The 13,259-nt window shown below is 70.3% G+C and carries 14 protein-coding genes and 1 riboswitch; of the genes, 6 read left to right on the forward strand and 8 right to left on the reverse strand.

Annotated features, from left to right (window positions below):
- The first annotated feature begins 128 nt into the window (after positions 1–128).
- From ACFWE2_RS19760 to ACFWE2_RS19770, 3 genes are read left to right on the forward strand one after another with little or no spacing between them, the layout of a single operon-like run.
- Complete coding sequence (locus ACFWE2_RS19760) at positions 129–1,478, forward strand: extracellular solute-binding protein (protein WP_377225917.1); 1,350 nt, start codon at positions 129–131, stop codon at positions 1,476–1,478.
- A gap of 3 nt (positions 1,479–1,481) precedes the next feature.
- On the forward strand, positions 1,482–2,357 hold the full coding sequence (locus tag ACFWE2_RS19765) for a carbohydrate ABC transporter permease (RefSeq protein ID WP_377225918.1): 876 nt from the start codon (positions 1,482–1,484) through the stop codon (positions 2,355–2,357).
- A complete protein-coding gene (locus tag ACFWE2_RS19770; RefSeq protein ID WP_377225919.1) occupies positions 2,357–3,241 on the forward strand; it encodes a carbohydrate ABC transporter permease in 885 nt (294 codons plus the stop codon). The genes ACFWE2_RS19765 and ACFWE2_RS19770 overlap by 1 nt, the downstream gene beginning before the upstream one ends.
- 90 nt (positions 3,242–3,331) lie before the next feature.
- Here ACFWE2_RS19770 and ACFWE2_RS19775 read toward each other — a convergent pair whose 3' ends face one another.
- The 5 genes from ACFWE2_RS19775 to ACFWE2_RS19795 all read right to left on the reverse strand — a co-directional run bounded on the left by ACFWE2_RS19775 (position 3,332) and on the right by ACFWE2_RS19795 (position 7,218).
- Complete coding sequence (locus tag ACFWE2_RS19775; protein ID WP_377225920.1) at positions 3,332–4,345, reverse strand: zinc-binding dehydrogenase; 1,014 nt, start codon at positions 4,343–4,345, stop codon at positions 3,332–3,334.
- Positions 4,346–4,394: 49 nt separating this feature from the next.
- Positions 4,395–4,760 carry a MerR family transcriptional regulator gene (locus tag ACFWE2_RS19780; RefSeq protein ID WP_377225921.1) on the reverse strand — a complete coding sequence of 122 codons (366 nt, stop codon included), beginning with the start codon at positions 4,758–4,760 and terminating at the stop codon, positions 4,395–4,397.
- A 220-nt stretch (positions 4,761–4,980) separates the two neighbouring features.
- Positions 4,981–5,589: a hypothetical protein gene (locus tag ACFWE2_RS19785; protein WP_377225922.1), complete on the reverse strand. Its 609-nt coding sequence runs from the start codon at positions 5,587–5,589 to the stop codon at positions 4,981–4,983.
- A gap of 123 nt (positions 5,590–5,712) precedes the next feature.
- Entirely contained in the window at positions 5,713–6,573 is an 861-nt protein-coding gene (gene purU / locus ACFWE2_RS19790) for a formyltetrahydrofolate deformylase (protein ID WP_377225923.1), read from the reverse strand.
- A 33-nt stretch (positions 6,574–6,606) separates the two neighbouring features.
- A complete protein-coding gene (locus tag ACFWE2_RS19795) occupies positions 6,607–7,218 on the reverse strand; it encodes a GNAT family N-acetyltransferase (protein WP_377225924.1) in 612 nt (203 codons plus the stop codon).
- Between the two features lie 88 nt (positions 7,219–7,306).
- Between ACFWE2_RS19795 and ACFWE2_RS19800 the strand changes: the two genes are divergently transcribed.
- The gene (locus ACFWE2_RS19800; protein ID WP_377225925.1) at positions 7,307–7,816 is read left to right on the forward strand and encodes a GNAT family N-acetyltransferase; all 510 of its coding nucleotides are present in this window, start codon (positions 7,307–7,309) and stop codon (positions 7,814–7,816) included.
- Positions 7,817–7,818: 2 nt separating this feature from the next.
- Here ACFWE2_RS19800 and ACFWE2_RS19805 read toward each other — a convergent pair whose 3' ends face one another.
- The 3 genes from ACFWE2_RS19805 to ACFWE2_RS19815 form a co-directional block, all read right to left on the reverse strand.
- Entirely contained in the window at positions 7,819–8,211 is a 393-nt protein-coding gene (locus ACFWE2_RS19805; RefSeq protein ID WP_377225926.1) for a PPOX class F420-dependent oxidoreductase, read from the reverse strand.
- 39 nt (positions 8,212–8,250) lie between these two features.
- Complete coding sequence (locus ACFWE2_RS19810; protein ID WP_377225927.1) at positions 8,251–9,750, reverse strand: NAD(P)/FAD-dependent oxidoreductase; 1,500 nt, start codon at positions 9,748–9,750, stop codon at positions 8,251–8,253.
- A gap of 75 nt (positions 9,751–9,825) precedes the next feature.
- Positions 9,826–10,620 carry a hypothetical protein gene (locus tag ACFWE2_RS19815; protein ID WP_377225928.1) on the reverse strand — a complete coding sequence of 265 codons (795 nt, stop codon included), beginning with the start codon at positions 10,618–10,620 and terminating at the stop codon, positions 9,826–9,828.
- 144 nt (positions 10,621–10,764) lie between these two features.
- A riboswitch (ZMP/ZTP riboswitch) is annotated at positions 10,765–10,851 on the forward strand.
- Positions 10,852–10,946: 95 nt separating this feature from the next.
- Here ACFWE2_RS19815 and glyA point away from each other — a divergent pair.
- The gene (gene glyA / locus ACFWE2_RS19820; RefSeq protein WP_377225929.1) at positions 10,947–12,227 is read left to right on the forward strand and encodes a serine hydroxymethyltransferase; all 1,281 of its coding nucleotides are present in this window, start codon (positions 10,947–10,949) and stop codon (positions 12,225–12,227) included.
- 81 nt (positions 12,228–12,308) lie between these two features.
- Complete coding sequence (locus ACFWE2_RS19825; RefSeq protein ID WP_377225930.1) at positions 12,309–13,193, forward strand: bifunctional methylenetetrahydrofolate dehydrogenase/methenyltetrahydrofolate cyclohydrolase; 885 nt, start codon at positions 12,309–12,311, stop codon at positions 13,191–13,193.
- The last annotated feature ends 66 nt before the right edge of the window (positions 13,194–13,259 follow it).

A 13,259-nucleotide genomic window follows, 5' to 3' on the forward strand; every position in this document is an offset into this window, starting at 1 on the left:
CGGTCATGGCAGGGGTCTGTCTGACAGCGCTGACAATCAACCCCTTGACTCTGACCCGCAGGGGGTGAATCGTGTGCCTGAGTCGGTCCGGCACTGCTGCCGGACTTCGCACGACGCAAGGGAGCTTCATGCGCACGGCACGATTCCTCATCGCACCCGTCACGGCAGTGGCACTCGCCCTCTCGCTCGGTGCCTGCGGCTCGGGCGGAGGCGGCTCCGACGACGGAACGATCAAGGTCGCCTACCAGAAGTTCGGCAACTTCACGCAGGCCGACGAGCTGTTCAAGAACGTCAAGGCCGACTTCGAGAAGGCGAACCCGGACATCACCGTCGAGCTGGTACCCATAGAGGCGCAGCAGAACGACTACTTCACCAAGCTCGCGCTCATGAACCGGTCGCCCAGCACCGCGCCCGACGTCATGTACGAGGACACGTACATGATCAAGTCCGACGTCGAGGCCGGGTACCTCCAGCCGCTGGACGACTATCTCGCCGAGTGGGACGAGTGGGACCAGTTCGTCGACAGCGCCAAGGAGGCCGGCGCGGGCGACGACGGCAAGACCTACGGCGTCTCCATGGGTACCGACACCCGCGGCCTCTGGTTCAACAAGGACGTGCTCGCCAAGGCCGGGCTGCCGGAGGACTGGGCGCCGAAGTCCTGGGACGAGCTGCTCGAGGCGGCGAGGGCCATCAAGGAGTCCGACCCCGACGTCGTGCCGTTCAACATGTACTCCGGCAAGCCCCAGGGCGAGGCGGCGGTCATGCAGGGCTTCGAGATGCTCCTGTACGGCACCGGCGACACCCTCTACGAGGACGGCAAGTGGGTGCTCGGCTCGCAGGGCTTCGTCGACGCCCTCGGCTTCGTCCAGACCGTGTTCACCGAGGGCCTGGCGCCCACACCGCAGCAGGCGCTCGACACCAACATCGGCAACACGGTCCAGGCCGAGTGGCTGCCCGAGGGCAAGGTCGGCATCGCGCTCGACGGCTCCTGGGTGGCCGGCAACTGGCTCGAGTCCGGCGTCGCGCCGTGGCCCGAGTGGTCCGAGAAGATGGGTGCGGCGCCCATGCCGACCCAGGACGGCGCCGCACCGGGCGCCGTGAGCATGTCCGGCGGCTGGACCCTCGCCATGGGGGCAGGCTCCAAGAACCCGGACGCGGCGTTCGAGTTCATCTCGATGGCCCTGAACCGCGAGAACTCCCTCTGGTTCGACGTGGCGAACAGCCAGATCGCCGTCCGGACCGACGTCGCGGAGGACCCCGAGTACACGAAGACCAACCCGACCACCGAGTTCTTCACCGGCCTCGTCGACGTCACCCACTTCCGGCCCGCCACCTCGGACTACCCGAAGGTCTCCAACGAGATCATGGTCGCGATGGAGTCCGTGATGACCGGACAGCAGACGCCCGAGGAGGCCGCTGCCGTCTACGACGAGGCCGTCACAGGCATCGTCGGCGAAGAGAACACGATCCAGGGCTGACCTGTGGCCGTCACGTCCCGCGGCGCGGCGCGGGTGATCCCACTCGCGCCCGCCGTCGTCCTTCTTGTGCTCTTCATGCTCGGCCCGGTGGTGTGGTCGTTCTACGGCTCGTTCACGAACGCCGCGCTCACCGGGCCCGCCGCCCTGAACCCGGAGTGGATAGGGCTCGATAACTACACCGCCCTGTTCGGCGACCCGGACTTCCCGAAGTCGCTGTGGCTGACCGTGGTCTTCGTGTTCCTCTCCGCGGTGGTGGGGCAGAACGTCATGGGCATCATGCTCGCCGGGCTGCTGCGCTCGGCGGTCAGGCCCGTGCGGTCCATCGCCTCGACGGTGGTGGTCGCCGCCTGGGTGCTGCCGGAGATCGTCGCCGCGTTCGCCGCGTACGCGTTCTTCCACTCCGAGGGCACGCTCAACGCCATGCTCGCCGGCATCGGGATCACCGGGCCTGACTGGCTCTACTCCACCCCGATGCTCGCCGTGATCGTCGCGAACATCTGGCGCGGCACCGCCTTCTCGATGATGGTCTACTCGGCGGCTCTCGCCGAGGTGCCCCCGGAGCTCACCGAGGCCGCGCAGCTCGACGGCGCGAACGGGCTGCAGCGGCTTGCCTGGGTGACGCTGCCCGTCATCCGGCGCAGCATCTCGACCAACCTCATGCTCACGACGCTGCAGACCCTCTCCGTGTTCACGCTGATCTACGTGATGACCGGCGGAGGCCCCGGCACCGACAGCTCGACGCTGCCGATCCTGGCGTACCAGGAGGCGTTCAAGTTCGCGCAGGTCGGCTACGGCACGGCCATCGCGACGGTGATGATCATCGTGGGCGCGGTCTTCTCCGTGATCTACATCCGCGCGCTCCGACCGGAGGTGGACTGATGACGGACACTCTGACGAGGCCCGCCGCACCGGCCCGGAGCGGGGCCGCCTCGCTGGCCGCGCCGCGCGGCACGGCCACCAAGGTGGCCGCCAACGTGGTGCTGCTGGTGATCGCCCTGTGCTTCGTGCTCCCGATGGCATGGGTGCTCGTCGCGTCGTTCGACGCGGAGGCCACGCTCTCCTTCGGGATGCCCGACACCGTGACCACCGACAACTTCGCGGCGATCATGACGCCGGAGCTCACCTGGCTGCCGCTGTGGAACGCGTTCGTGCTGTCCGCGGGCTCGGGGGCCATCACGGTGGTCGTCGCGGTGCTCGCGGCCTATCCGCTGTCGCGGTACCGCATGCGGTTCGGCAAGTACTTCCTGTACTCGGTGCTGTTCGGCACGTGCCTGCCGATCACGGCGATCATGGTCCCGGTGTACGCGCTGTTCGTGCAGCTCAACCTGCTGGACTCGCTGCCGGGGACCATCTTCTTCATGGCGGCGACGTCGCTGCCCATGGCGATCTGGATGACGAAGAACTTCATGGACTCGGTGCCGATCTCGCTGGAGGAGGCCGCCTGGACCGAGGGGGCGTCGGCCATGCAGGCGCTGCGCCGGGTGGTCCTGCCGCTCATGCGGCCCGGCATCGCCGTGGTGTTCATCTTCGTGTTCGTGCAGGCGTGGGGGAACTTCTTCGTCCCGTTCGTGCTGCTGCTCTCCCCGGAGAAGCAGCCGGCGGCCGTGAGCATCTTCGCGTTCTTCGGCCAGTACGGGTCGGTCGCGTACGGCCAGCTAGCGGCGTACTCGCTGCTCTACGCCGCCCCGGTGCTGGGCCTCTACGTGCTGGTCACGAGGATCTCGGGCTCGGCGTTCGCCCTGGCGGGCGCGGTCAAGGGCTGAGGACGCCCCGCCCTTTCGTTGAGTGCTGGGTATTTGTGGCCGAGGACGCCTTCGCCCCACAAATACCCAGCACTCAACGAAGGGCGCGCGCTAGTGCCACGGGTTGAGGGCGTGCTTGCCTTGGGTCGTGCGGGTCTCGACGTCGCGGAGTACCGCGGGGCCCTCGGCCAGCGGGTGGCTCTCCGGCGTGTCCGGTGGGTAGACGCCGTCGTCGATGAGCGTTCGCAGCTCTGCCACCAGTGATCGGTACAGGGCCGGGGCGGCGGAGGGCAGTGCGCCGATGTGCAGGCCCCTGACCTGTACCGGGTGGCGGAAGACGAGGTCGTGCGTCGTCAGGGCGGCGCTCCCGGAGGCGTCACCGAACACCACGACTCGTCCGGTGAACCTCTTGGTGACCGCGAGGCTGGTCTCGAACGTGTCCCGTCCGACCGACTCGAGGACCAGGTCGACGCCGCCCGCGAGGCGGCCGAGCGCCGCGCTCAGACCGGGCCGCGTGCTGTCGAGTACCTCGTCGGCGCCGAGCGCCCTGACGGCGTCGTGCTTGGCGGGCGACGCCGCCGCGACGACGTGCGCGCCGTAGTGCTTGGCGAGGCGGACGGCGGCCTGCCCGACACCGCCGGCCGCGGCGTGGACGAGCACCGTCTCGCCCGCCTTGACCTCACCGAGGGGCCGCAGGGCCGCCAACGCGGTAGCCCAGTTCAGGATCATGCCGAGCGCCGCGGCGTCGCTCCAGCCCGACGGCACGGGCAGCACGCCCTGGTGCGGCATCACCATGTACTCCGCGAACGCACCGGGCCCGGTCCCGACGACACGGGCCCCGACCGGGAACGGCTCGTCGATCTCCGGGCCGACGCCGACGATCTCGCCGGCGGCTTCGAAGCCCGCCACGTAGGGCGGCGTCGGCCCGCCTCCGTAGGTTCCCCTGGACTGCATGACGTCCGCGAAGTTGACCCCGGCTGCGCCCACCCGGACGAGGTAGTCGCCCGGCCCCGGTATCGGGCGGCGACGGCGGGCAAGGACCAGGTCGCGCGGACCGTGGTGGGACTGCTGGACCAGGGCTCGCATCGTGTCCGGCGAGCTCTCGTGCTGGGTGATCGCGTCCATGCGGGGAACGTAGAACCCTCACACTTGTGTCAACGTCAAGCCCTCCGCGTCACCGACGGGCGCGTGCGGCCTCGTCCAGGAAGGCGTCCAGGGCGGCCTTCCGGGTATCGAGGACAGCGATCCGCGCGGCGAGCCGATCGCGGTAGGCCCGCACCTCGTCCAGGAAGTCGGAGCGCGGCTGGTCGGCGGTGTCCGCGCGGCCTTCGGCCGGCTCGGGCAGCAGCTCCCTGACCATCCGCACGGGCAGCCCGGACTCCAGCAACGAGCGGACGGCGATCACCCGGTCGACCGTGGACCGGCAGTAGTCCCGGTAGCCGTTGCTGCACCGGCCGGGGACGATCAGGCCCTCGTCCTCGTAGAACCGCAACGACCTCGCACTCGCGCCCGTGACCCTGGCGGCCTCGCCGATCCTCATACCCGTGCGCAACATCGAGCAGCGGCTCGGTCTTCCGCCGAAGCAACGCTTGCCTTGGGTCAGGGAACTCGCTGCAGGGGTGGACGCGACGGTTCGACCTTGATGATCTCGCAGCTCAAGCGTTCCTGCGGTAATCTGGCATGTGCCGCCCCCCGCTGGGGGGAGAGGAAGTGAGGCCGGGACCCCCTGATGGACGTCAGGAGCCCGGCCTTCGCGCTGCTCACGCCAGTTCGATCCGCACTTCGTGCACCGTGGTTCCGAGAGCCTCCCGAGCCTCGTGTGCGCCACGTTCCGCCCCTGACACAGCACCGGCGACGGCATCGGCGATCCACAGCATCTGTTCTTCCTTGGGGAGAGCGAACTCCACGACGATCCCCTCGATCGCGTTCTTGCTTCGCAGGGCGTCAACCATCTTGACGTCTCGACGATTCAGCGCGGGATGCCGTGACTCGAACCAGGCACGACTGACGCCCATCGATGACAGCTCGTGGAGCAGTCGTTCCATGCAATAGCGACGACCGCGTTCCTGCCGCCGAGGATCCAAGGGCACTCCGATCACGACGATGTGAACAAGATCCTCGACGGCGATCGCCTCAGCGATCTTGATCTGTCGTTGTGGGGTCTCGTGCCGCCAATGAAGCCGGTCGGCACGTCGTGGAAGGAGCGACAGCATGCTGTCGCGGACGGGCTCGCAGGTATTCGGGTCCGCCACGACCGCAGCGAGGAAGTACGTGCCCGACGAACGGTCAGCCGGGAGCCACATCGACTCGTCGATCCACGCGTGGAGGTGGAAATCGTCGGCGTCGGTGGAGGGTGGCTCTGAGGGCATTTTGCAATCTTCGTACACCAAGGTCGCCATCGCACGGCAAGTGGCTGTTGCGTATACGCAACCACTCCAATGCACTGATAGATGCAGTACGAGAGACCTATCCTGGCCCTGCGATGGGCGTCCTCAGCGGAAGACGACCGTGCGGCGCCCGTCCATCAGTACCCGGCGTTCCGCGTGCCAGCGGACGGCGCGGGCCAGGGTACGACGCTCGACGTCCTCGCCGATGCCGACCAGGTCCTCGACCGTGCGGGAGTGGTCGACCCGCTCGACGTCCTGCTCGATGATCGGGCCCTCGTCGAGGTCGCCGGTCACGTAGTGGGACGTGGCGCCGATGATCTTGACGCCGCGGTCGTGCGCCTGCCGGTAGGGCCCCGCGCCCTTGAACGACGGCAGGAACGAGTGGTGGATGTTGATGATCTGCCCGCTCAGGTCGCGGCACAGCTCGTCCGACAGGATCTGCATGTACCGGGCGAGCACCACCAGCTCGGCGTCCGTCTCCTTGACCAGGCCCCGCAGCGTCGCCTCCGCCTCGGCCTTGGTGTCCTTGGTGACGGGCACGTGGTGGAACGGCTTGCCGTAGAACGTCGCGATGTCCTCCAGGTCGCGGTGGTTGCCCACCACGCCCACCACGTCGATCGGCATGCGCTGCGACCGCTCGCGGTACAGGAGGTCCACCAGGCAGTGTGCCGCCTTGGAGACCATGAGCAGCGTACGGATGCGGCGGCCCACGACGTCGAGCGTCCATGTCATCCGGAACGCGCCCGCCACCTGCGTCATCGCGGTGGTGAGCTCGTCTCGGGACGCCGCCGACTCGACCTGCACTCGCATGAAGAACAGACCCGACGTCGGGTCGCCGAACTGCTGCGACTCGGTGATGTTGCCGCCGTGCTCGGCGAGCATTCCCGCCACCGCGTGCACGATTCCCGGCTGGTCCGGGCAGGACAGGGTGAGGATCCAGTGGGTGGCTGCGGTCGCGTCGTTCACGCGGTCAGGCTAACCCGCCGCGGCCGAGGCGGCTCAGCCGTCCGCGGTGAGCTCCTTGCGCATCACCCAGCGCCGCCTGCCGCCGCTGACACCGCTCGTCTCGGCCGCGCGTTCGAAGCCCGCCGCCTCGAACATCCGCACCGTCCCGACGTAGCCGCTGATCACGTCGACGCGGTCCGGGCCGACGTCGGCCGGGTAACCCTCGACCACCTCGGCGCCGTGCGCCCGGGCGTGCTCGACGGCCCCGGCGAGGAGGTGGTGCAGGAGCCCGCGCTTGCGGTATCCCGCGCGGACCACGAAGCACACCGCCACCCAGGCGTCACGGTCGTCGACGAACGGGATGGTGCGTGAGTGCATGAGCCGGCGGTAGGTGGAACGGGGCGCGATCGAGCACCAGCCCGCCACGACGTCGTCCACGTACACCAGGACGCCCGGGCCGGGCTCGGTGGCGCAGAGGTCCCGCATGTAGCCGGGGCGCTCCTCGGCGGGCACCCGGCTGTCCCGGTACGCCATGCACCAGCAGCCCTTGCCACCGGGCTTCTTGACGCCCACCACCTCGTAGAAGTCGTCGTACCGCCCGACGGCCGGCCGCACGTCGATCCGCGGGCCGGGCTCGGCCGGCCGGTGGGTTCCCTCGTCTCCCATGCCCCGAACCTACTCCGGGCCACCGACACGACCGTCTGCACCGCGAACACCGTCGACCCGGGCACGCCGACTCTGCCACCATGGACCCATGAGCAACTCCACCACGACGATCGCGCTGGTCGAGGACGACCACGCGGGCGAGCTCCTCACGTTGCGGCGCGCCGCGTTCGTGACCGAGGCCCAGCTGTACGACGACCCGAACATCCCGCCCCTGACCCAGACGCTCGCCGAGCTGCGGGACGACCTGGCCCGCGACGACGTCGTGACCATCGGCGCGTGGGAGGGCCACCGGATGATCGGCTCGGTACGCGTCGAGATCGAGGGCGAGAAGGCGACGCTCGGCCGGCTCGCCGTCGCGCCGGACAAGCAGGCCCGCGGCATCGGCACCGAGATGCTCTTCGCCGTGCTCCCGTACCTGCCGGAGCAGACCAAGGAGATCTGGGTCTTCACGGGCAAGGACTCGAAGCAGAACCTCGCGCTGTACACGAAGCACGGTTACGAGGAGCAGTACGACAAGGCCGCCGGCGACCTGACGTACACCTACCTGCGGCGCGTGCTGGGTGCCGCAGGCGCGCAGCACGCGCCCCAGGAGGGCTGAGGTCAGTAACCCCAGGCGTGGTAGGACTCGATCTCCAGCCACGCGTCGAACCGCGGGTTCTCGCGGTTCGGGTACGGGCTGCCCGTGTAGTGGGTGGCGAGCCGGTCGATGCCGGCCAGGTTCTCGTCGGGCGTGATCGTCACGCGGCCCTGGAGGCTGACGTGGCGGTACCAGGTGTCGCCGTCGAGCACCGTGAGGGAGACGCGCGGGTCCGCGCGCAGGTGTTCCAGGCGCTTGCGGGTGCCGTCGAGGTTGAGCAGCACCCTGCCGTCCTCGTACAGGTACCACGTGGCCACGGAGACGGGCGCGCCGTCGGGCCGGACGGTCGCCATGACGGCGGGGTTCGGCTGGGCGAGGATCTTCGCGATGTTCTCGGGGACCGGGGGCGTTGCCACTGTGTGCTCCTTCGACGTCGGACGGGTCCGAGCAGCCAATCAGGTATCGAGGCCCAGGCCAAGCGTGTCGAGCGACCGGAGCAGCAGGTTGCGTCGGCCGCCCTGGTGGTCCGCCCGGTCCAGGGCCAGCCGCGTCGCCCGGATGCCCGCGGCCGCCACCGGCTCGGGCGGGAACGGCACAGGCCTGCGGCGCACCGTCCGGAGCCTCGTGCGTTCGGTGTCGGGGGCGCCGTCCAGGACGTCGAGCCGGTCGAGCATCACCTGAGCGGCGAAGTGGCCGGCGCCGGCGCCGAGCCCCGCCAGCCCTCCGGTGTGCTGCACGCGACCGCCCGCGGCCTGCGCGAACCACGCGCCGGGCCGCGTGGCCGTGTCGACGGCGCCCGACCACCTGTGCGAGAGCCGGATGCCCTCGAGCTGCGGAAACGTGGTCAGGAGGTGCTCGGTGAGCCGCCGGAACGTCGCGGGCCGGTCCTCGTACGTCCTGCTCATGCGCCCGCCGTAGTGGTGGACGGCGTCGTGGCCGCCGAACACTATCCGGTCGTCCGCCGTGAGCCGGTAGCGGTGTGACCGGTTCGCCACGTCGGCCAGACCCTGTCTGCCACGCCAGCCGATGGCGGCGAGCAGGTCGGCGGGCAGCGGCTCCGTGGCGATCGCCGACACGTAGACGGGCACCGTGTGGCGGCGGGAGCGCCGGAGCAGGGACGGGAACGCGCTGGTCCCGAGCAGCACGCGGTCCGCGCGCACGCTCGCGTCCCCGTGGGGCGAGAGCGTGCGCAGCACGATGTCGTGCGCGCCGCTCCGTTGCGGGACGAGGGCGGCCACCCGGGTCTGCTCGAAGATCTCCACGCCGAGCTGGCTCGCGGCCCGCGCCAGCTCCGCGGCCAGGCGAGCGGGGTGCACCAGCGCGGCGTCGTCGGGCCGGACCAGGCCTGCCTCGTAGGTGGGGCTCGCCACCTCGGCGCGCATCTTCGCCCGGTCGAGGTAGGTGTGCGGGGCGCCGGTGCGGGCGGCCCGCGCGGCGGCGTCGAGCAGCCAGTCGATCTGGTGCGGCTCGATCGCGAGGTCCACGATGCCGGTGCGCTCCCACTGGCAGTCCAGGCCCAGGGAGTCCACCGTCGCGCCGACGGCCGCGAGGTTCTCGTGGCCGAGCCGGGTCAGGAGGGCGTGCTCGCCGGGTTCGTCGCGGCGCTCCTCGGCGCCGTCCGGCGGGCGGCCGCTCGCGTGGCCGTGCGTGAGGTTCGCCCCGCAGAACCCGACGTTCCGGCCTGACGCCGCCCAGCCCACCGAACGGGCCTCGACCAGCACGACGCGCGCCCCGGGGTGACGCTGCTTCGCGCGGAGCGCTGACCACAGGCCGGTGTACCCGCCGCCGACCACGGCGATGTCGGCCCGGACCGGCGCCGACAGCGTCGGGTAGCTCGCACGCTCACCCAGGTCGTCCAGCCAGAACACCGCATGGTGCGTCCCGCCGAGGGCGTGGTCGACGACGGCGCGAGCCGGGACGTTGCGCTCGAAGACGGTCCGCTGGAGACGTGCCATACGGCGAATCTAGCCAATGTCCGGTGACTGCCGGTTTCGCCGGGATGAGCGTCAGATGACGGTGCAGGTCAGGCTCTACGTGCCGAGGCAGATCGTCTCGTAGCTGCGCTGCGCGTCGAAACCGAGCCGGAGCTCGTCCTTGGTCCCGTCAGGGCACTCGACGCCCCCGACCATCAGGCCGGTGACCGGGCGCGCGCCGTCGGACGTGCACGCCACCTCGGCGCCGTCGGCGTCCACGCAGTCGCCGGTCATGAGCTGTCCGCCACCCATCCCCGGGTCACCCGGATGGTCGTCGGACAGGTTGCGGGCACAGACCGCCTGGGTCTCCCCGCCGGCGTTGCCGTCCTTCTGGAAGACGACGTCCGTGCCCTCCGGGCAGTGCAGCTGGCCCACCGACACGGCGTCCTGGATGTCGAGGACCGTGACGGTCGCACCTGGGTCGTCGCAGGACAGCGGAAGGTAGGCGGTCGTATCGGCCTCGGTGTTCTCCGCGGCCGGGTCGGGTCCCGCGCACGAGTCGATCGCCCAGGTCGCGGTGGGCTCCTCGCTGGAGTTGGGGCCGAAGAAGTAGAAGCCGACGGCGCCGATGACGACCGCGGCCACGAGGAAGGCCACGACCGACCAGATCCGGTCCCGCCCGCCGCTCTTCCTGCGCCGCCCGCCGCTGCCGGTTCGCACGGGTCCCGTGGCCGGCCAGCCGGGCTCCGGCTCCTGGCCCGGCTCGGGGCGGGCAGCGAACTGGCCTGACGGAGGCCGGCTCGCCGCAAACGGGCCGGACGGCGGCTGCGTGCCCGTCCACGGGCTGCTCGGGCGGCGCTGGTCCGGCTGGTGTTCCGGAACTCCGGCGTCCGGTGACACGGGGTAGGGCATGGGCCGCACCATAGCCACGTCCGGCTGAATCGCGAAAGGGTCTCAGGTACTTTCGTTGCAATACCGGGCTTTTCGCCTCGCCTGGTCGTGGACGGGATCACCGGGCGGTCGTGGAGCACGGGTTCGTATCCGCCGCTGCTACGATCTTCGGGTCGCGACTGGCGTCAGGTGGATCACCACCGGGGAGCGACGAGTCATGCCGACGAGGGGTCGTTCGCCTGGGCCCCGGGTCACCTCGTGAAGGTGTGCGCCCGGGCAGTCGTGTCGCGGCGCGTGTGCTTTCCACCGCCGTCCGACAATCCCCGTCCCGCATGAATCGAGGAGCTATGAGCGCATCGACTCCCGACCCGCTCTCCACCCCGCTCGCTGAGCTCGACCCGGAGATCGCCGCCGTCCTGACCGGAGAGCTGGCCCGCCAGCGCGACACGCTCGAGATGATCGCGTCCGAGAACTTCGTGCCGCGTGCCGTCCTGGAGGCCCAGGGCTCGGTCCTGACCAACAAGTACGCCGAGGGCTACCCGGGCCGCCGCTACTACGGCGGCTGCGAGCAGGTCGACATCGCGGAGAACCTCGCGATCGCCCGCGCGAAGGACCTGTTCGGCGCCGAGCACGCCAACGTGCAGCCGCACTCCGGCGCCCAGGCCAACGCCGCGGTGCTGCACGCCCTGATCAACGCGGGGGACAAGATCCTCGGCCTGGAGCTGGCCCACGGCGGCCACCTCACGCACGGCATGCGGATCAACTTCAGCGGCAAGCTGTACGACGTCGGCGCCTACGGCGTCGACCCGCAGTCGTACCGCATCGAGATGGACGAGGTCCGCAAGAAGGCGCTGGAGCACCGCCCCGACGTCATCATCGCGGGCTGGTCCGCCTACCCGCGGCACCTCGACTTCGCGGCGTTCCGCGAGGTCGCCGACGAGGTCGGCGCCAAGCTCTGGGTCGACATGGCGCACTTCGCCGGCCTGGTGGCCGCCGGCCTGCACCCGTCCCCGGTGCCGCACGCCGACGTCGTCTCCTCGACCGTGCACAAGACGATCGGCGGGCCGCGCTCCGGCTTCATCCTCTCCAAGGAGGAGTACGCCAAGAAGATCGACTCCGCCGTCTTCCCGGGCCAGCAGGGCGGCCCGCTCATGCACGTGATCGCGGCCAAGGCGGTCTCGTTCAAGGTCGCGGCGACCGAGTCGTTCAAGGACCGCCAGGAGCGCACGCTCCGCGGCGCCTCGATCATCGCCGAGCGCCTCTCGCAGCCCGACGTCGCCGCGGCCGGTGCGTCCGTGCTGACGGGCGGCACCGACGTGCACCTGGTGCTGGTGGACCTGCGCAACTCCCAGCTCGACGGTCAGCAGGCCGAGGACCTCCTGCACGACGCCGGGATCACCGTGAACCGCAACGCCGTCCCGTTCGACCCGCGCCCGCCGCGCGTCACCTCGGGCCTGCGGATCGGCACGCCGGCGCTGGCCACGCGCGGGTTCGGCGACGCCGAGTTCACGGAGGTCGCCGACATCATCGCGACGGCGCTGAAGCAGGGCGCGGCAACGGACGTCGACGCCCTCTCGGCCCGCGTCGCGAGCCTGACGGCCCAGTTCCCCCTGTACCCGGGTCTCTGACAATTCCGCTGAGTGCTGGGTATTTGCGAGATTGAACGGTTTCAGACCGCAGATACCCAGCACTCACCGAGGGAGGTATGCATGAGCGCACAGATTCTGGACGGGAAAGCGACTGCCGCCGCCATCAAGGCGGAGCTCAAGGACCGGGTCACGGCGCTGCGCGAGCGTGGCATCGTGCCAGGGCTCGGCACGCTGCTGGTCGGTGAGGACCCGGGCTCGCAGTGGTACGTCGCGGGCAAGCACCGCGACTGCGCCGAGGTCGGTATCGCGTCGATCCGGGAGGACCTTCCCGCCGACGCCACGCAGGAGGACATCGAGGCAGCGGTACGCCGGCTGAACGAGGACCCGGCCTGCACCGGGTACATCGTCCAGCTACCGCTGCCGAAGGGCATCGACACCAACCGCGTGCTCGAGCTCGTCGACCCCGACAAGGACGCCGACGGCCTGCACCCCACCAACCTGGGGCGGCTGGTGCTGCGGGTCAACGAGGACGTCACCTCCTCGCTGCCGTGCACCCCGCGCGGCATCATCGAGCTCATCGAGCGGCACGGCATCAAGCTCGCGGGCAAGGAGATCGTGGTGCTCGGCCGCGGTGTCACGGTGGGCCGGCCGATCGGCCTGCTGCTCACGCGGCGGGCCGTCAACGCGACGGTCACCCTGACGCACACCGGTACGCAGGACCTCGCGGCGCTCGTGCGGCGGGCCGACGTCGTCGTGGCCGCCGCGGGCGTCAAGGGCATCGTGACCGGCGAGATGGTCAAGCCGGGCGCCGTGCTGATCGACGTCGGTGTCTCGCGCGAGACCGATCCGGCCACGGGCAAGTCGCGCGTGGTGGGCGACGTGTCGCCCGAGGCCGCGGAGATCGCGGGCTGGGTGTCGCCCAACCCCGGCGGCGTCGGGCCGATGACGCGGGCGATGCTCCTGTCCAACGTGGTGGACTCGGCGGAGCGCACGGCGGCGCTCTGACGGCGCGGGCCGACGCCCACCCACCTCGACCACAGCGGCTGCTGCCAGGATCTGCCGGATCCTGGC

Origin of the sequence: Promicromonospora sp. NPDC060271 (genome assembly GCF_042726755.1) — a bacterium.
GTDB lineage: Bacteria > Actinomycetota > Actinomycetes > Actinomycetales > Cellulomonadaceae > Promicromonospora.